15 protein-coding genes are annotated in these 18,251 nt (G+C 69.9%); 12 read left to right on the top strand and 3 right to left on the bottom strand.

What is annotated here, in order from left to right:
- Positions 1-12 precede the first annotated feature (12 nt).
- The 5 genes from efp (at position 13) to J2853_RS21105 (ending at position 4,008) form a co-directional block, all read left to right on the top strand.
- Complete coding sequence (gene efp / locus J2853_RS21125; protein ID WP_307560509.1) at positions 13-573, top strand: elongation factor P; 561 nt, start codon at positions 13-15, stop codon at positions 571-573.
- Complete coding sequence (gene nusB / locus J2853_RS21120) at positions 573-983, top strand: transcription antitermination factor NusB (protein ID WP_307560507.1); 411 nt, start codon at positions 573-575, stop codon at positions 981-983. The genes efp and nusB overlap by 1 nt, the downstream gene beginning before the upstream one ends.
- Positions 984-1,427: 444 nt before the next feature.
- Positions 1,428-2,186 (top strand): methyltransferase domain-containing protein, encoded by a 759-nt coding sequence (locus J2853_RS21115; RefSeq protein WP_307560505.1) that lies wholly within the window; start codon positions 1,428-1,430, stop codon positions 2,184-2,186.
- Positions 2,187-2,223: 37 nt separating this feature from the next.
- The gene (gene dinB, locus J2853_RS21110; protein WP_307560503.1) at positions 2,224-3,462 is read left to right on the top strand and encodes a DNA polymerase IV; all 1,239 of its coding nucleotides are present in this window, start codon (positions 2,224-2,226) and stop codon (positions 3,460-3,462) included.
- Positions 3,463-3,609: 147 nt separating this feature from the next.
- The gene (locus tag J2853_RS21105; protein ID WP_307568757.1) at positions 3,610-4,008 is read left to right on the top strand and encodes an SCO2097 family morphological protein; all 399 of its coding nucleotides are present in this window, start codon (positions 3,610-3,612) and stop codon (positions 4,006-4,008) included.
- A 138-nt stretch (positions 4,009-4,146) separates the two neighbouring features.
- On the opposite strand, the gene J2853_RS21100 is transcribed toward J2853_RS21105, so the two are convergent.
- The 3 genes from J2853_RS21100 to J2853_RS21090 are packed head-to-tail and all read right to left on the bottom strand — an operon-like array spanning position 4,147 to position 8,899.
- Complete coding sequence (locus tag J2853_RS21100) at positions 4,147-6,600, bottom strand: transglutaminase TgpA family protein (RefSeq protein WP_307560501.1); 2,454 nt, start codon at positions 6,598-6,600, stop codon at positions 4,147-4,149.
- Positions 6,597-7,853, bottom strand: coding sequence for a DUF58 domain-containing protein (locus J2853_RS21095; RefSeq protein ID WP_307560499.1), 1,257 nt, complete (start codon positions 7,851-7,853; stop codon positions 6,597-6,599). Before J2853_RS21095 ends, J2853_RS21100 begins: the two co-directional genes overlap by 4 nt.
- Positions 7,850-8,899 (bottom strand): AAA family ATPase, encoded by a 1,050-nt coding sequence (locus J2853_RS21090; RefSeq protein ID WP_370879311.1) that lies wholly within the window; start codon positions 8,897-8,899, stop codon positions 7,850-7,852. The genes J2853_RS21095 and J2853_RS21090 overlap by 4 nt, the downstream gene beginning before the upstream one ends.
- Before the next feature lie 474 nt (positions 8,900-9,373).
- On the opposite strand from J2853_RS21090, the gene mraZ reads away from it, so the two are divergent.
- The 7 genes from mraZ to mraY all read left to right on the top strand — a co-directional run bounded on the left by mraZ (position 9,374) and on the right by mraY (position 18,227).
- Entirely contained in the window at positions 9,374-9,805 is a 432-nt protein-coding gene (gene mraZ / locus J2853_RS21085; RefSeq protein WP_307560495.1) for a division/cell wall cluster transcriptional repressor MraZ, read from the top strand.
- A 223-nt stretch (positions 9,806-10,028) separates the two neighbouring features.
- Complete coding sequence (gene rsmH, locus J2853_RS21080) at positions 10,029-11,021, top strand: 16S rRNA (cytosine(1402)-N(4))-methyltransferase RsmH (protein ID WP_307560493.1); 993 nt, start codon at positions 10,029-10,031, stop codon at positions 11,019-11,021.
- Positions 11,022-11,079: 58 nt separating this feature from the next.
- Positions 11,080-11,508, top strand: a complete 429-nt coding sequence (gene ftsL, locus J2853_RS21075) for a cell division protein FtsL (protein ID WP_307560491.1) — start codon at positions 11,080-11,082, stop codon at positions 11,506-11,508.
- Positions 11,509-12,380: 872 nt separating this feature from the next.
- Positions 12,381-14,111 carry a peptidoglycan D,D-transpeptidase FtsI family protein gene (locus tag J2853_RS21070; RefSeq protein WP_307560488.1) on the top strand — a complete coding sequence of 577 codons (1,731 nt, stop codon included), beginning with the start codon at positions 12,381-12,383 and terminating at the stop codon, positions 14,109-14,111.
- Between the two features lie 40 nt (positions 14,112-14,151).
- Positions 14,152-15,696, top strand: coding sequence for a UDP-N-acetylmuramoyl-L-alanyl-D-glutamate--2,6-diaminopimelate ligase (locus J2853_RS21065; RefSeq protein WP_307568756.1), 1,545 nt, complete (start codon positions 14,152-14,154; stop codon positions 15,694-15,696).
- Between the two features lie 12 nt (positions 15,697-15,708).
- Entirely contained in the window at positions 15,709-17,175 is a 1,467-nt protein-coding gene (locus J2853_RS21060; protein ID WP_307560486.1) for a UDP-N-acetylmuramoyl-tripeptide--D-alanyl-D-alanine ligase, read from the top strand.
- Positions 17,172-18,227, top strand: a complete 1,056-nt coding sequence (gene mraY, locus J2853_RS21055) for a phospho-N-acetylmuramoyl-pentapeptide-transferase (protein ID WP_307560484.1) — start codon at positions 17,172-17,174, stop codon at positions 18,225-18,227. The genes J2853_RS21060 and mraY overlap by 4 nt, the downstream gene beginning before the upstream one ends.
- Positions 18,228-18,251 lie beyond the last annotated feature (24 nt).

Below are 18,251 nucleotides of genomic sequence, written 5' to 3'. Positions count from 1 at the left end.
CAGGAGAGACTAGTGGCGACGACGAACGACCTCAAGAACGGCCTGGTGCTCAAGCTCGATGGCGGTGAGCTCTGGGCGGTTGTGGAGTTCCAGCACGTCAAGCCCGGCAAGGGTGGTGCGTTCGTCCGCACCAAGCTGAAGAACGTCATGTCGGGCAAGGTCGTCGACAAGACCTTCAACGCGGGCGTCAAGGTCGAGGTGGCCAACGTCGACAAGCGCGAGATGCAGTTCTCCTACATGGACGGCGACGACTTCGTCTTCATGGACACCGAGAACTACGACATGATCAACGTCTCCAGGGCGTCGGTCGGCTCCTCGGCCGACTACCTGCTGGAGAACATGCTGGCCACCCTGGCGATCAACGAGGGCAACGTCCTCTACGTCGATCTGCCCGCGGCCGTCGAGCTGATCATCGCCGAGACCGAGCCCGGTCTCCAGGGCGACCGCTCCACCGGCGGCACCAAGCCGGCCAAGCTGGAGACCGGCGCCGAGATCAAGGTGCCGCTGTTCATCACGACCGGCGAGAAGGTCAAGGTCGACACCCGCACCGGCGATTATCTCGGCCGAGCCTGATGTCGGCACGGGGTAAGGCGCGCAGGCGCGCGCTGGACATCCTCTTCGAGGCCGAGGCGCGGAGCGAAGATCCACTCAGTGTTCTCGCCGAGCGTCTGGAACGGGCGGAGCCGCCCGTGAACGAATACACCACCACGATCGTCGAAGGCGTGTGCCGGCACCGGATGCGCATCGACGAACTGATCACCACCTACGCCGAGGGCTGGACGCTCGACCGCATGCCCGCGGTCGACCGCAACCTGCTGCGCGGCGGCACCTACGAGCTCCTGTGGATGCCCGACGTCCCCGAGGGCGTCGTCATCAGCGAGTGGGTCGGCCTGGCCTCCGAACTGTCCACCGACGAGTCGCCGCAGTTCGTCAACGGCCTGATGGCCCGCTTCAAGCAGCTCAAGCCGTCACTGGCGCTGTAGCCATCCGGGGGAGCGGGTCTCGCCGGTCCCCCCGACGCGCGGCCCGGCCGCGACGGGCGCCCGCGTGTCTCATCGGAGCCGCGGGCCGCGTCCGGCCGGGGCCGCGTGCCGCTTCACCGGACCGGGCCGTGCTCGCGTGCTTCATCGGAGCCGTGGGCCGGGCCCGCGTGCCCCTCACCGGATCGGGCCGTGCTCACGTGTCTCATCGGAGCCGTGGGCCGGGTCCGCGTGCCCCTCGCCGGGCAGGCCGCCCGGCGGGCTCGCCTCCGTGACGGAGGACGGGTGTCCCGGCCGCGCTCGCCGTCCTCTCGCACCCTTGTTTCCCCGGAATCGGCCCGCTCCGGAAAAAGTTCGATCAAGAGTGAGTATGGATCGTGCTTGGGCCGCTTCACGGGCGGTCCAGCGTAGGCTGGGTTCGTCACCGAAAGAGGAGGCGATCTGAAGTTGCATGCCGTAGGCATCTCGCGGCAGGCAGGCACACCGGCGGTACGGACCGCCGTCGTGTGGGACGTCCTGCGTGCAGTGCTGGCCGATCAGATGACCACGACAGGCCGTGATCGACTTGACATCGTCGACGCCGGGGGCGGAACGGGCGGCTTCGCCGTACCCTTGGCCGATCTGGGACATGCCGTCACGGTCGTCGACTCCAGCCCCGACTCGCTCGCCGCGCTGGAGCGCCGCGCCGCGGAGGCGGAGGTCGAGGTGCGCGCCCTGCAGGGCGACGCCGCGGATCTGGGTGATCTGCTCCCCGCCGACGGCGCGGACCTGGTGCTCTGTCACAGCGTGCTGGAGTACGTGGAGGATCCGATCAACGCGATGACGGCCATGGCCGGTCTGCTGCGCAAGGGCGGGGTGATCAGCGTGCTGGCCGCCAACCCGGTCGCCGCCGCGTTGCACCGCTCGGTCGCCGGCCGCTTCGACGAGGCCCGCCAGATCCTGGAGGACCCGCAGGGGCGCTGGGGCGAGCGTGACCCCACGCCGCGGCGCTTCACCCGCGAGAGCCTCGAACGGCTTCTCGGCGTGGCCGGTTTCGTTCCCGGAGAGGTCCACGGCGTACGGATCTTCGCCGATCTGGTGCCCAGCCGGTTGCTCGACGGCGAGCCGGGGGCCGCGCGTGCCCTGATCGCCCTGGAGCAGGCGGCGGCCGCCCATCCGGTGCTCCGTGACATCGCGACCCAGCTGCACGTGCTCGGTCGCCGGTGAGGGGCACATCGAACGCGTGTTCCCGTAGAATGATCCCGTGTCGAGAAAACAGCAGACGCCGCGCTCAGGCCCGAATCTGGGCGCCGACGACACCGGCTGTCCGATCCTCCACGTCGACATGGACGCCTTCTACGCCAGCGTCGAGCTGCGCGAGCGCCCCGAGCTCAAGGGAACACCCGTCATCATCGGCGCACCCGGTGCGCGCGGGGTCGTGCTCAGTGCCACCTACGAGGCCAGGAGATTCGGGGTGCACTCGGCGATGCCCATGACCCGGGCCCGCCGCCTCTGCCCCCAGGCGGTGATCATCCCACCGAGCCGCGGCAAATACTCGGAGGTCTCCCGGGGCGTCATGGAGATCTTTCACACGTTCACCCCCGAGGTGGAGCCGATCGCCTCCGATGAGGCGTTCCTCGACGTCGGAGGGGCCCGCAAGCGACTCGGCCCGCCGGCCGCGATCGCCGAGATGATCCGCGAACGGGTCGTGCGCGAGCACGGGATCACGTGTTCCGTCGGGGTGGCCGGCAGCAAGTTCGTGGCCAAACTCGCCTCTCAGCATTGCAAGCCTGACGGCCTGCTGGTGGTGCCCGTGGACAAGGTGGTTGATTTCCTCCACCCGCTCCCCGTGGCGGCTCTGTGGGGCGTAGGAGAGCGCACGGAGCAGTCCCTCAGGAGACTCGGCATCAAGACCGTCGGCGATCTCGCGGCGGTTCCGGTCGCGACCCTGGAGCGAGGGCTCGGTCAGGCGGCGGCCGCGCATCTGTCCGCACTCGCCTGGGGGCGCGACGAGCGTCCCGTGACCCCGCACGTGCCCGACAAGAGCATCGGCGCGGAAGAGACATTCGCCACAGATATCGCCGATCCCGTGAAGATCCGGAAAGAGTTGCTCCGCCTCTCGGAGCGGGTCGCCGCCAGGCTCAGGCAGGGCGGGCACCTCGGCCGGACGGTCAGTGTCAAGCTCCGGCGCGCCGATTTCAGCACGATTTCCCGCTCCCGGAGCCTCCACGAGTCCACGGACGTCGCCCAGGTCCTCTACGCGACCGCCTGCGAGCTGTATACGGCGGCAGGACTGGAAAACGTGAGACTTCGCCTGGTCGGAGTGCGTGTGGAGAACCTTCGCCCGGCCGAGGGGGCGACCAGGCAACTGGGTCTGGGAGAGCGTGAGAGCGGCTGGCGGGAGGCTGAACAGGCGATGGACAGGGCGGTCCGCAGATTCGGTCACGATGCGGTGCTCCCGGCGTCGCTTGTTAGGCCGCCGTTTGATGGAATAGACCCATGATGCCGCCTCCGGTTTGGACTACGTTGGACGTTTTCTTTCGTCTACGTCTACAGCCTCGTATTCTGGGGATAACCGACCGCGAGGTTCGGACACCCCGTGTCGTCCGTCACCGTCTTCCCCGTCCTGGGGCTGTCCTTGGGAGGCGCCGTGCCGCTCTCTGAGCACGAGCAGCGCTTGCTCGACCAGATCGAGCAGGCCCTCTACGCCGAGGACCCGAAGTGGGCCAATACCGTCAGGATCAGTGATCCGCGTAGCCATTACAGGCGTCGCCTGGTGAAGGCCTCCATCGGCTTCATCCTGGGTGTCGTCCTGCTGATGGTCGGCGTCGTGATTATCAACATCCCGCTCGGCGTCGGCGGTTTCGTGGTCATGCTCGCCGCGTGTTTGTGGGGTCTGTCCAGTTGGAAGCGGATGAACGGGTTCGGTGAGGCATCCGCTGCCGCGCCGTCCGATCAGCCGCAGAGCAAGGCCAGGCGCCGTGGCTCCCGGCCGAGCTTCATGGAGCGTGTGGAAGAGCGCTGGCGCCGTCGTCACGACGAACGCTAGCAGGGAAAAGCTCCGCCGCCTGTGAAGCCGGCGGAGCGTCCTCTTCGAGGATGTGGGTCACTCCCGACCGGGAGTGACCCACATCCTTGGCCGTGATGGCTCTTTCGCCTGCCCTGCCGGGCCGGGCTCCTCCCGGGTTCAGGCGTCCTTGCCGACCGGCCGCCGGAACCTGATGTTCTCCAGCCTGTCGAAGCCGTCCAGCAGCCGCCCGCCCATCGCCCGCATCCGCCGGAGCGTGGAAGGCGGCAGCAGTACCGCACGGATCCGCCTGCCCCGGGTCACGGTGGCCGCCAGCGCCCGCCGTACCCGATGGAGGTCCTCGTGGAGCGAGCCGATCTCGCCGGGCGTCCTGGCGTAGAGCATCCGCTCCACCACCGTGGCGATCCTGGCCGTCGCGGCCGTGGTCTCCGCGTCGAACCCGTACTGCTCGGACAGTCGCCGGGCCAGTGCCCTGGGACTTTCGCTCGACTGCCTGGACATGCCGTAGTCGCACAGGGCGTCGTCGAGTTCGGACCACGCCGCCCTCACCGCCGGCTCCCATCGGTGGATCCTGACCGAGGCGACGTCGGCGAGCTCGGGGGCCGCCGGATCCCCGGGCCCGGGGGAACCCGCGCCGCCCGGAGAGGTCTTGACCTCACGGGAGTAGGACCTGCGGCGGCGGGCGCGGAGCTCCACGCGGAGCATCCCCGGGATCAGCGCGATCAGCAACGCGATCACGACCCCGATGCCGATCTTGGCGGTCGGCGGCACGCCCTCGTCCACCGCGATCGGCATCCCGCCGGACTCGGGGTCGAGCAGATCGTCGCCGCGGTTGGACGCCGATCCTCCGGGCTGGTCCGGGGTGTCGGGGCCGGAGCTGGGGCTCGTGGTCGGCTCGTCGGTGGTGGCCGGGGCGACCTCGGGCAGGCTGTAGGACGGCAACGTCGCGGTGCCCTGTCCGCCTCCGCCGGTGGGGGTGGGTTCGAACCGCAGCCATCCCGCGCCCTCGAAGTAGAGCTCGGGCCAGGCGTGCGAGTCGTGCGTGCGCACCTGCCACTGGCCGGCGAGGTTGGTGCCGCTGGTGTAGCCGATGGCGACCCGGGCGGGGATGCCCAGAACCCGTGCCAGCACCGCCATCGAGGAGGCGAACTGCTCGCAGTACCCGGTCCTGTTGCGGATCAGGAAGTCCACCAGGGCCGAGGCGTTGTTCCCCTGGGTGGCCAGGCTGTAGGTGAACCCGCCCTCCTTGGTGAAGAACTCCTGGAGCTGGACCGCCTTCTCGTAGGAGCTCGCGTTCCGCTCCGTCACCTGCCCGGCCAGTTCCCTGATCGAGCGGGGGAGGTTCTCAGGTAGCTCCAGGTAGCGCTCGTTGATCGCGGCGGGGGCGGGCCCCGCCGCCTTGAGCATCTCCGCGGTGGGATTGGGCTCGGCGGTGTTCACCGTGTAGGTCAGCCCCCCGGCGGTGTCCGTGGTGGAGAACACCACGAGCGTGTCGCGGTCGGGCCGCCAGTCGCCCTCGGCGGCGACCTGGGTGGCGGGGTACGGCAGGGGCAGGAAACTCAGCCTCCTGACCGCGTCGCTCACCGTGATCGTGGTGGTCGCCTGCGAGGTGGGCACGGAGGGGCTCTGGCCGGGAGCCGGCGGCATCGGCGCCTCCGAGGTCCGGTCCTCGGGGCGTCCCCTCGGCTCCGACATCGTCCACTGGTCGCCGTCGAAGGTGTCCAGGGAGTACATCCGCAGGTAGCGCGGGGAGTTGTCACTGATGGTGTACGTCAGGACGGTGGAGTTGTTCGGCAGCGTGAGCTGGCCTCGCAGGTTCACGATCGGGTTGGGGACGCTGACCGAGTTGCCTCCGCCGCCCCTGCCGTTGCCCACGCCGAACCCGAACAGCGGGTCCGGCTCCAGGGTGGGCAGCAGCGAGGGCAGAAGGACGGCCAGCACGATCGCGGTGACGCCGATGCGCTTGCCGGACAGCCGCAGGGTCCCGGTGTCGGCGACGGGTCGCGGGGCGATGAAGGACGGCGTCCGGCGCACCAGCACCGCCCGGCCCCAGTGGCTGACCCGTTCGCGCCCGTCGGCGACCAGCAGCCCCAGGTAGCCCAGAGCCCCGATCATGAACGCCGGCCAGCTGATCGGCTCGACGACGACCGCGGCGGGAACGGTGAACAGCGCCAGCAGCGGCAACCCGGTGAGCGCCGCCCTGCGCAGCCGGGAGGCCAGCACGTCGACGAGGATCGCGATCAGGCCGACGCCGCCGCAGGTGAGCAGGACGATGCCGACGCTTTCGGGCACCGGGGCGGCGAATCGCTGGATGTCGGTGAACCCCGTGGACAGCAGCTTGCCCAGTTCGACGATCGAGTCCTTGGTGGGCACCACCTTGGCCCAGGCCTCGTCACCGGTGAACACCACGGTCAGATAGATCAGCACCGCGACCGCCTGGGCCAGCGGCGCCAGCCAGTTCGGCAGGGTGTAATGGCTGGCCAGGACGCCGACGCCGGTCACCACCAGGATGACCCCGAGACTCGTCCAGAACCAGCTGCCGCCCTCGAAGAGGGGATAGAGCGCGATCGCGACCGCTCCCGTGGCCGCTCCCGACGCTATGGGAAGTCTCATGAGCCCCCCTTGTTGATTGCGAATTGCCCGCGTTGTACGGCCTCGGGCCACACCGACGCGATGGAGGTGCCCGAGGGCAGCCGTACGATGCGCCAGCCCATGCCCGCGAGCATCGCCTGCGCCGCCTGGTATTCCTCGTTCTCGCCGAGTTCGGGACGCTCCCAGCCCGCCACGTCCAGCATCACGGCCACGCCGGTCATGTTGCCGTGCCTGACCCGGCCCAGTTCCTGCGCCTGTTCCAGGTCGAGCCCGCCGAGCACGGCCACGATCAGCCCGTCCCCGCCGCCCTGCCGCAGCGCGCTGACGCCGTACTCGAGCGATCGCGCCGAGCTGGTCCGCACGACGGCCAGGGTGTCCAGCAGCGACCAGCTCAGTCCTGTGTCGGTGAGGTGCTCGGCCCCCTGGTCGGTGACCAGGCGCAGGCCGAGACCCTCGTGGGCGAGGTGCACGCCGATGGAGGCCGCGGCCGAGACCGCGACCTCGAACGAGGAGCGCGGTCCCTCACCCCGGTGCGCGTAGCGGCGGGTGTCCAGGAGCAACGCCCCCCTGCTCTGCCATTGCTGTTCCTCGCGCCGCACCATCAGCTCGCCGTACCTCGCGGTCGAGCGCCAGTGCACCCGTCGCAGGTCGTCTCCCTGCCGGTACTCGCGTGGTGCGACGTCGTCGTCACCGGCCGACGCCACGCTTCTGGTACGGCTGTCGCCTCCGCCCGTCCACTCGCCGGACAGGCGGACGTGGGGCAGCGCCGTCACCTGGGGGGTCACCACGAGCGTGTCGCTGATGGTGAAGGACCTGGTCAGCTCGACCAGGCCGAAGGGATCGCTGATCCGGATGGAGAGCGGTCCGATGGTGAATCGGCCGCGCAGGTCGGAACGGACCCGGTAGTCGATCTCCCGGATGCCTCGTGACTCCACCCGGTCCAGGACGAACCTGGGCCGGGCGCCCAACGCGTAGGGAACGGTGTCCTCGATCATCAACAGGCCGGTCGGCAGCCTCGTGACGTTCTCCAGCCGGAGTGTCACGGTGGACTCGCTGCCCAGCTCGGACCTCGGCGGGTCCAGGCGGCGCGCGCAGCTCAGCCGGTAGCGGGTGCGGGCCACCACCAGGGCGGCCAGCAGCGGCAGAGAGATGATCAGCACGCCGATCCTGAGCAGGTCGTGCTCACCGAGGATGAAGGCGCACAACAGGGCCGCGATGCCGGATGCGAGGAAGGACCGGCCGCGGGCGGTGAGAGCCTTGAGGCCGGAGGTCACTTCGCTTGGGCCTCGGGCACGGGCACCCTGCTGATCAGGTCGGCCATGATCTGTTCGGGCATGCGGCGTTGTCCCTGGGCCTCGACGCTGGGCAGCAGCCGGTGGGCGAGGACGGGGATGCACAGCTCCTGCAGATCGTCGGGGATGACGTAGTCGCGGCCGGCGAGCGCGGCGTGCGCACGGGCGGCCCTGACCAGCTGCAGGGTCGAGCGCGGTGAGGCGCCGAGCCGGAGGTCGGGGGAGTTCCTGGTGGCGGTCACCAGGTCGATCGCGTATTTCTTGATCCCCTGCGAGACGTAGATCCCGCGCACCGCCGTGATCAGGGCCTGGATCTCGGCGGTGGTGGCCACCGGCTCCAGCTTGTCGAGCGGTGAGGCGCCGCCGTGCACGTCGAGCATCTCCAGCTCGGCCGTGGGCGCGGGGTAGCCCATCGCGATCCGGGCGGTGAAGCGGTCGCGCTGCGCCTCCGGGAGGGGATAGGTGCCCTCCATCTCGATCGGGTTCTGGGTGGCGATCACCATGAAGGGGGTGTCCAGCGCGTAGGTGGTGCCGTCGACCGTGACCTGGTGCTCCTCCATGCACTCCAGGAGGGCCGACTGTGTCTTCGGCGAGGCGCGGTTGATCTCGTCGCCCACCACGATGTTGGCGAAGATCGGCCCCGGCTTGAACTCGAACTCCCGGGTCTGCTGGTTGTAGGCGCTCACCCCTGTGATGTCACTGGGCAACAGGTCGGGGGTGAACTGTACGCGGCGTACCGGGCAGTCGATGGACCGTGCGAGCGCCTTGGCGAGCATGGTCTTGCCGACGCCGGGCACGTCCTCGATGAGAAGATGGCCCTCGGCGAGGAGGACGGTCAAGGTCAGGCGGACGACGTCACTCTTGCCCTCGATCACTGATTCGATCGACTGGCGGATCCGGTGCGCGGTGACGGTGAGATCATCGAGCTGCGGTGAGACGTCATGGGTTACTGCCACCAGGCCTCCATGAAGGTGCGGCGTTACGCGCCGGGGGTTCGTATTGCGGACCTTTGCAGGCCCATAGCTCATTCTGTGTACAGACCCTACGGCGCTATACGATCCAGCGGCCACTTTATGTGGGCATCAGGGCTGATTCCGGGTGAACGGACACGGCGTGTGGCATGACCGTCGCGTTCTCGTGCGATCGGCGTCCCGGACCGGTGGCGGACGGATGCGATCGGGAGGCGGCCGGGCACAACCGGGCACAGCCGGGACCGGCGCCGACCGGAGGGCTCTACTTTCCATCACTCATCACCACGATGCGGCCGATTCACAAATTTTCTGACTATTCGGTCGTCTTATGGACGGGCTCGCGACACGCAAGGGGGCGCTCGCCCCCTCCACTCAGCCCCACCCCTTCTGAGCTGGGGAAATATCGGCAAAACAGCGCGCGAAGACCCGCAGAATCAGTTGACGGTGGAGAGAAGTGGAGTATGGTGGTGCGCAGTGGAGGGCAGGGGCTACTAATGCCTGGCGCTCCGCCAGGCACGGGAGGTGGGGCCGGTGTTCCTCGGCACTCATCACCCGCGTCTTGATGACAAGGGACGGCTGTTCCTGCCGGCGAAGTACCGTGAGGAGCTGGCGGAGGGTCTGGTGATCACCAAAGGCCAGGAGCGCTGCCTCTACGTTTTCCCCGTAGAGGAGTTCCAGCGCATTACCCAGGCTCTGCGCACCGCGCCGGTGACCGCCAAGGCGGTCCGCGACTACAGCCGTGTCTTCTTCGCCAGCGCGTCTGACGAAGTCGCCGACAAGCAAGGCCGGATCACCGTCCCGCAGGCTTTGCGCGAATACGCCAGCCTGTGCCGCGACTGCGTGGTCATCGGAGCCAACACCCGGCTGGAAATCTGGGACGCACACGCCTGGAGCACTTATCTGGCCGATCAAGAGCAGGCTTTTGCCGATCTCTCGGAGGAGGTGCTGCCAGGGATTCTGTGACTCCACGGTCGACTCATCGGTTGAAACGTCGTTCGGCGAGGTCTCCACCCGCAACCACCCAGTCCGTCAGCTGATGCACCTTCCCCGGTGTCAGGTGACGGACCGATACGCGGGTGCGGATGGGGACCTGGCCGGACGGCCCCGAGGGTGGGGGCCAGTAAACACACCGATGAACGGCCGCCGCTCGTCCATGGACGAGGCGGAAAAGGGGGGTTTGCGCTTCATGCGCGCGGGTAACGACAATCATGATCTTCAGGTGCCGGGCGGTCACGTGCCCGTGATGCTTGATCGCGTGCTGGAGCTGCTCGCTCCCGCGCTGGCCCGCCCCGCTCCCGTCGTGGTCGACGCCAACCTGGGGCTCGGCGGCCACGCGGAGGCACTGCTCGCCGCCCACCCCTCGCTGCATCTGATCGGGATCGACCGCGACCCCGTCGCGATAGAACGGTCCACGGTCCGGCTCGCGCCGTACGCCGACCGGATCACGCTGGTGCGCGCGGTCTCCGACGAACTCACCGAGGTGCTGGCGCGGGCCGGTCGTCCCCGTGTCGACGGCGCCCTCTTCGACCTGGGGGTCTCCTCGCCGCAGCTGGACGAGGGCGAGCGAGGTTTCGCCTACTCCTACGACGCCCCGCTGGACATGCGGATGGACCGGGACGAGGAGCTGACGGCCGAGGTCGTCGTCAACACCTACTCGGCCGCCGACCTGATCAAGATTCTCCGCAATTACGGCGAAGAGCGATTTGCTCCGCGTGTCGCGAACCTAATCATCAAGGAAAGGGCCAGGGAGGCCATAACGTCGACCAAGCGGCTTGCGGAGATCGTCCGTACGGCGATCCCCGCCGCGACCAGACGGACCGGGGGCAACCCCGCAAAAAGGACTTTTCAGGCGTTGCGGATCGAGGTGAACGCGGAGTTGACGGCGCTGGAACGCGCGCTCCCAGCCGCGCTCGACGCATTGACGCTGGGCGGGCGCGTGGTCGTGCTCGCGTATCACTCCCTTGAGGACCGGCTGACGAAGCAGGTCATCACGGCGCGAACCAGGGACACCAGCCCTCCGGGGCTGCCCGTCCCGTTGCCGGCGCATCAGCCGCGGTTCGCCCTTCTCACGAAGGGAGCCGAGCTTCCGAGCGAAGAGGAGGTCACCCGCAACCCGCGGGCGGCCTCTGCCCGGTGTCGGGCGGCAGAGAGGATCCGTGAGGCAGTTGACGAGGAGTGAGTCAGACGTCCGCACCGCGCCGAGTCGCGGTACCCGGCCCGCGCGCGTCCCCCGTCCGATGCCGCAGAAACACAGGCCCGAACCGGCCAGGTCCGCGCCCGTCGACGCGAAGGCCACACCGGTCGTGGCCTCGGCGCCCCGCCCAGGACGTGCGCCGAGGGCTCCCTTCGTGCTGCTCGTGGTCGGTCTGCTCTGTGGTGGCCTGGTCAGCCTGCTGTTGCTGAACACCGTCCTCGCCCGAGACTCCTTCGAGCTGAGCAAGCTGCGCGCGGAGAACAACAAGTACCGCGTGCAGAAGGAAGAGATGGAGCACGACAACAGACAGTTCGAGATGCCCGGCGCGGTCGCCGACAAGGCCGGCAAGCAGGGGCAGAGTCCCGACTGGGAGACGTCGAACATCCTCACCCCCGGCCATCCGAACAGCCGGGTCGCCAGCGACGGCCAGACCCTCGCCGGGCAGGAGCCAGTGCCGGGCACGGGCCGATGAAGGACACCGGCGGCCGGGGCGCGGGGCCGGGCCGAGGCGGATCCGCCGGGGGCACCGGTCGCCGGGCCCCGGGTGGTCCCGGCCGCACGAGCGGCCCGGGCGCCGGTGGTCCGGACGCGACGGGAAAGCCGGGCCAGGGCCGGCCGGCCCGGCCGGAGGGTCCCGAGGGCCGCGGAGGACAGGGCTCCTCCGGCAGGCCGTCCGCCTCAGGCGGACCGGTGAAGCCGCCCGCCCCCGGCGGGCAGGGCCGGCCCGGTGCGTCCGGTAAGACCTCCGGCTCCGGCGGGCAGGGCAGGCCCGGTGGATCCGGCAAGGCGCCCGGACCCGAGAGGTCCGGCGCGTCCGGTAAGCCCCAGGGACCTGACAGGGCGGGCAGGGCCGGTGCGTCCGGCAAGCCTCCGGCGTCCGACCGGCCCGGCAGGCCGTCAGGATCCGACAGGACCGGCGGGCCCGGTGCGTCCGGCAGGCCGCCGGCGTCCGACCGGCCCGGCAGGCCCGCCGCGTCCGGCAAGCCCTCAGGGCCCGCGGCGCCGCGCAGGCAGGGCCCCGCGGGCAGGGTGCCCGGGCCGGGGCAGGGCAGGGCGGGGCGACCTGAGGGGCAGGCGAGGTCGCGCTCCGAGGGAGCCGACAGGCCGGGTGCTCCTCGCAGGCCCGCGCGTCCGGAGACGGCGGGTTCGTCCGGCAGGCCCCCGGGCCCCGAGGTGCCGCGCAGGCCGGGGCGTCCCACGCGTCCTGAGGAGCCGCAGACCCCTCCGGGCCGGATTCGCCACGCCCCGAGGCGGGCAGGCGAGCAGACGACCGATCCGGGCCGTACACGCCCCGGGGGATGGTCCGGCGGCAGGCCGCCGAGGCCCCCCGCGCGCCCGCCCGCGGTGCTGCGCCTGGGAAACCCCGGCAGGCGCATCAACATCAGCCTGATCGCGATGACCTTCGTGCTGTCCATCTTCGCCGGACGGCTCATCCAGCTCCAGGGACTCGACTCGAAGGTCTATACGGCGCAGGCGGCCAAACAGCGGGTCCAGTCCGAGAAGCTGACCGCGCGGCGCGGTTCGATCACCGACGTCAAGGGGAACGAGCTCGCGCTGACCCTGGAGGCGCGCGAGATCTTCGTGGATCCCTCCGTGGTCGATCCCAAGAAGCGCGAACAGGTGGCCACGGTCCTGGCCAAGGAGCTCAACCAGTCGAAGGAGGGCATCGCCGCCAAGCTCGCCGACACCAGCAGCCACTACGAGCAGCTGGCCGCCGCGATCGACCCGCCCACCGCTCAGCGGATCATGGAACACGACTTCGCAGGTGTCGGCTCCAAGCAGCGCTACCGGCGCGACTATCCCGGTGGCGATCTGGCGGGCACCCTGCTGGGGTTCGTCGGGGACGAGGGCACGGGGCTGACCGGGCTGGAGAGCACCTACGACAAGCTGCTGGCGGGCCGTGACGGCGAGCAGTTCATCGAGACGGGCCGCGAGGGGCAGCACATCCCGATGACCCGCAGCACCCTGAAGGCGCCGGTGGAGGGCAGGGACGTACGGCTCACCATCGACAGGGACATCCAGTGGGCCGCGCAGAAGGCGATCACCGACCAGGTCACGGCCACCGGGGCCCGCACGGGCAGCGCCATCGTGATGGATGTGCAGACCGGCCAGGTGGTCGCCATGGCCAACGCGCCCGAGCTCGACCTGAAGAACTGGTCGAAGACCCCTCCCAAGGACTGGGTCAACCGGGCGGTGGCGGACGTGTTCGAACCGGGCAGCACCAACAAGGTCATCACCGCGGCGGCAGCCCTGGAGTCGGGGGCCGTACGGCCCGACTCCTTGTTCAGGGTCCCCGACCAGATCAGGTGCGCGGACCAGATCCTCAGAGACTCCCACCCGCACCCCGTCGAGCGGCTGACCTTCTCCGGCATCGTGGCGACCTCCAGCAACGTCGGCACGATCCTCGCCGCCCAGAAGATCGGAGACCAGAGGCTGTACGAGATGCTGAAGCGCTTCGGCTTCGGCGCCAAGCCCGGCGCCGGCCTCCTGGGCGAGGAGGCGGGGCTCCTGCCGGACTGGAAGACGTGGTCGGGCAGCCAGCGCTGCACGGTCTCCTACGGCCAGGGCGTCTCGGTGACCGCACTCCAGACGGCCAGCGTCTACCAGACCATCGCCAACGGCGGAATGCGCGTCGCCCCCCAGATCGTGGCCGGCACGACCGCCGAGAACGGCGCGTTCGTGCCGTCGCCGCCGGCCAAGCAGACCCGAGTGGTCGGCGAGCGCACGGCGAAGGAGATCTCCTCCATGCTGGAGGCCGCGGTGAGCGCGGAGGGCACGGGCAACCTCGCCTCCATCGACGGCTACCGCGTGGCCGGTAAGACGGGTACCGCGATGCGCTACGACGCTAAATGCCAGGGCTATTGCGGATATAGCGCGACGTTTGTCGGGTTTGCTCCCGCGGACAAGCCTCGTCTGGTGGTGCTGGCAGTGATCCAGGACCCCCAGAAGGGCCACTACGGCGGAGAGATCGCCGCCCCGGTTTTCAAGCAGGTGATGACGTTCGCCTTGAAGAGCAAGAAGATCCCGCCGACCGGAACCCAGCCCTCCCCGGTGCGGATACGCGCCGGGGAGTGATGAGTGAAGGTACGCTCTCGCCGTGCGTCCCCCGTCGTCAATGCGACCCTCCAACAGTTCACCCCGTCCGCTCTCGGGGCTAGCAAGCCTGCTCGGCGCGCCTTCGGGCACGTCGCGAGCACCGCTGGCCGCGATCTCGGGGATCACCATCGACTCGCGCCAGGTGCGGCGCGGAGATCTTTACGTCGCGTTGCCGGGAACCTCCTCCCACGGCGCCGGCTTCTCCGCGCAGGCCCTCGCCGCGGGAGCCACCGCGATCCTGACCGACCCGGCGGGCAGGGAGGCCGCGATCGCCACCGGCCTGCCCGTCCTCGTCGTGCCGGATCCGCGCCGCCTGCTCGGGCAGGTCTCCGCCTGGGTGTACGGCAACCCCGCGGCCGACGTCATGGTCATCGGCGTCACCGGGACCAGCGGCAAGTCCACCACCAGTTTCCTGCTGGAGGCCGGGCTGCGGGCCGCGGGACACAAGGCGGGGCTGATCGGCGGAGTGGAGATCCACGTCGGCGAGCTCCGCTTCATGCCGAAACTGACCACACCGGAGGCCAGCGACCTGCAGGGCCTGTTCGCCCTCATGCGCGAGCAGGGCGTCACCGCCGCCGCCATGGAGGTCTCCAGCCACGCGCTGGCGCTGGGCCGCGTCGACGCCGTGTTCTACGACGTCGCGCTGTTCACCAACCTGTCCCAGGACCACCTGGACTTCCACAAGGACTTCGACGACTACTTCGCGACCAAGGCCCGGCTGTTCACCCCCGAGATGAGCCGCGCGGGCGTCGTCAACATCGACGACGCCCGCGGGCGCGAGCTCCTCGGCCTGGCCAAGATCCCGATGACCACCTTCTCGGCGGAGGGCGCGCCCGAAGCCGACTGGCGGGCCGTGGACGTGCGTCTGGGAGCCGAGGGCAGCACCTTCCGCGTCGCCGGTCCCGGCGGCGTCGAGGAGGCCGTGACGATCTCGCTGCCGGGCCTGTTCAACGTCGCCAACTCCCTGGGCGCGGTCGTCGCCCTCGTGGAGGCCGGGGTGCCGCTGCGGACCGCGGTCGCCGGTGTCGGCACGCTGGCCGGAGTGCCCGGCCGGATGGAGCGGGTGCCCGGGGGAGAGGATTTCCAGGCCATCGTCGACTACTCGCACAAGCCGGGCGCCGTGGAGTCGGTCCTGCGCTCGCTCCGCGAGATCACGACGGGCGGGCTGACCGTGGTGCTCGGCTGCGGCGGTGACCGTGACCGGGGCAAACGCCCGATGATGGGGGAGGCCGCCGCACGGCTGGCGGATGTGGCTATTCTCACCAGCGACAATCCGCGCTCCGAGGATCCACTGCGGATTCTCGCGGAGATGATGGACGGAGTTCTCAGCGTGCCCCAGGAGGGGCGCGCACATGTGATCATTGAGCCGGACCGCGCCGCGGCCATCGACCTGGCGATCAGCAGGGCGGGTTTCGGTGACGTCGTCGTCGTGGCCGGGAAGGGTCACGAGCAGGGGCAGTACGTCGGTGACGAGGTGCTCCCGTTCGACGACAGACAAGTGGTGGCCGACGCGATCGTCAGGCGGCGGAACCGAACCGGGCGCCGAAGCACGTATGGAGAGTAGGGAAGACGCATCATGATCCCGTTGCCGCTGGCCAGGATCGCCGAGATCACCTCGGGCGCCCTCGCGGGCATGGCCGATCCCCGCGCGGTGGTGCGCGGTCCGGTCGTCATCGACTCCCGGGCCGTCGAACCGGGGTCGCTGTTCGTCGCCATCAAGGGCGAACGGTCCGACGGGCACGACTTCGCGGCCCAGGCCATCGCCGACGGGGCGGTCGCCGTGCTGGCGTCCAAGCCCGTCGATGCGCCCGCGATCATCGTCGGCGACACCGTGGCCGCGCTCGCGGCCCTGGCCACCGCGGTCTGCGCGGACCTGCCGGAGACCACCGTCATCGGCATCACCGGCTCGGCGGGCAAGACCACGACCAAAGACCTGCTGGCCAGGCTCACCGCCAGGATCGGCCCGACGGTGGCCCCCTCCGGCTCGTTCAACAACGAGATCGGCCACCCCCTCACGGTGCTGAAGGCCGACGAGGGCACCGGCTACCTGGTGCTGGAACTCAGCGCCCGATACGTGGGCGACATCAGGCACCTCGCCCGCGTCGCCCCGCCGAAGATCGGCGTCGTCCTCAACGTCGGCTCCGCCCACCTGGGGGTCTTCGGCGGCAAGGAGGCGATCGCCAGGGCCAAGGGAGAGCTGGTCGAGGCGCTGGGCGCCGACGGCGTGGCCGTACTGAACGCGGACGACCCGCTGGTGGCCGCGATGGCCGAGCGCACCGAGGCCAGGGTCACCTGGTACGGCCGCTCCGAGAGCGCGGCCGTACGGGCCGAGGACGTGACCGTCGACGGTCGAGGTCGCGCCTCCTTCACGCTGCGGACCCCCTCGGGGGCCGCACCCGTCCGGCTCAGGCTGTACGGTGAGCACGCCGTACAGAACGCGCTGGCCGCCGCCGCGGCCGCCTACGAGCTGGGTCTGCCGGTCGCCACCATCGCGGAGGAGCTGTCGGAGGCCGAGCCTCGCAGCCGCTGGCGGATGGAGGTCACCGACCGCCGGGACGGGGTCACCGTGATCAACGACGCCTACAACGCCAACCCCGAGTCCATGCACGCCGCCTTCGGCACCCTGGACGCCCTCGCGGGCGGGCGACGCCGCTTCGCGGTCATCGCCGCCCTGCGCGAGCTGGGAGAGGAGAGCGCGGCCCTGAACGAGGAGCTGGGCCGGCTGGCCGCGAGCGCCGGTCTCACCGGCCTGTTCGTCGTCGGCCCCGACGCGGAACCGGTTCTGGCCGGTGCCGGGGCCGCCGTCCGGGACGCCGCGAGCGGTGATCCGGGAAGCGGCGATCCGGGTCCGGACGGCGCGGGTCCCACACGGGAAGACGGGGCCGCGGGCACCGTGCGAATCGCACACGTCGCCGACGCGGCCGCCGCGGGCGCCGAGTTGTCGGGACTCCTGGCCCCGGGCGACGTGGTGCTCGTCAAGGGGCCGCGTGCGGCCGGACTGGAACGCGTGGCCGAGGCGCTGCTCGAAGGTGACCGCCGATGACAGAGATCATCATTGCGGCGGCGGTGGGTCTGCTGCTGTCCATGTTCGGCACGCCGCTGGCCATTCGCCTGTTCTCCAGGCGCGGCTACGGGCAGAGCATCCGCGAGGAGGGCCCCTCCGGCCACCACGACAAGCGCGGCACCCCCACCATGGGCGGCACCGTGATCGTGATCGCGGCGCTGATCGGGTTCGCCAGCGCGCACCTGGTCAGTCAGACCTCGCCCACGGTCTCCGCGATCCTGGTGCTGTTCCTGATGGTGGGTCTCGGCGCGGTCGGCTTCCTCGACGACTTCATCAAGATCTACAAGCAGCGCAGCCTCGGTCTGCGCAGCGGCGCCAAGGCGCTGGGCCAGCTTGTCATCGGCGCGGTCTTCGCGGTCCTGGTGACCCGCTTCCCGAACGCCTACCTGATCACCCCGGCCGAGACCCGGCTGTCGTTCCTGCGAGACTTCGGCCCGTCCATCGGCATCATCGGGTTCACGATCCTGGTGCTCATCATGATCGTGGGCTTCTCCAACGCCGTGAACCTCACCGACGGCCTCGACGGCCTGGCCAGCGGCGCCACCGGTGTGGTGCTGGCCTCCTACGTGCTGATCGGCAACTGGCAGCTCCGCAACAGCTGCACCGTCCAGCTCGGTCCCAACTGCTACTGGGTCCGGGACCCGCTGGACCTGGCGGTGGTCGCCGCCGCCGTGCTCGGCGCCCTGGTCGGATTCCTGTGGTGGAACGCCCCGCCGGCCAAGATCTTCATGGGTGACACGGGCTCGCTGGCCCTGGGAGGCGTGCTGGCCGGGCTGGCCATCACCACCCGTACCCAGTTCCTGCTGATCATCCTGGCCGGAATGTGCGTGATCATCACGATGTCGGTGATCATCCAGGTCGGTTTCTTCAAGATGACCGGCAAACGGGTCTTCAGGATGGCGCCACTCCAGCACCACTTCGAGCTGGCGGGCTGGGCGGAGACGACGATCGTGGTGCGCTTCTGGCTCATCGCCGCCCTCTGCGCCGCCGCCGGGCTCGGACTGTTCTACGTGGAATGGATGCCCAAGTAGTGAAGACGAGCACACGATGAGCGT

The organism is Streptosporangium lutulentum, from assembly GCF_030811455.1.
Lineage (GTDB): Bacteria > Actinomycetota > Actinomycetes > Streptosporangiales > Streptosporangiaceae > Streptosporangium > Streptosporangium lutulentum.
This window is presented reverse-complemented; position numbering and strand designations above follow the sequence as displayed.

Bases quoted from the DNA above. Each gene is read 5' to 3' on its own strand.
- nusB (WP_307560507.1), top strand. From the start codon at position 573: ATGTCGGCACGGGGTAAGGCGCGCAGGCGCGCGCTGGACATCCTCTTC.
- J2853_RS21100 (WP_307560501.1), bottom strand. From the start codon at position 6,600: ATGAGACTTCCCATAGCGTCGGGAGCGGCCACGGGAGCGGTCGCGATC.
- J2853_RS21090 (WP_370879311.1), bottom strand. From the start codon at position 8,899: ATGAGCTATGGGCCTGCAAAGGTCCGCAATACGAACCCCCGGCGCGTA.
- rsmH (WP_307560493.1), top strand. From the start codon at position 10,029: ATGCGCGCGGGTAACGACAATCATGATCTTCAGGTGCCGGGCGGTCAC.
- ftsL (WP_307560491.1), top strand. From the start codon at position 11,080: ATGCCGCAGAAACACAGGCCCGAACCGGCCAGGTCCGCGCCCGTCGAC.
- J2853_RS21065 (WP_307568756.1), top strand. From the start codon at position 14,152: ATGCGACCCTCCAACAGTTCACCCCGTCCGCTCTCGGGGCTAGCAAGC.
- J2853_RS21060 (WP_307560486.1), top strand. From the start codon at position 15,709: ATGATCCCGTTGCCGCTGGCCAGGATCGCCGAGATCACCTCGGGCGCC.
- mraY (WP_307560484.1), top strand. From the start codon at position 17,172: ATGACAGAGATCATCATTGCGGCGGCGGTGGGTCTGCTGCTGTCCATG.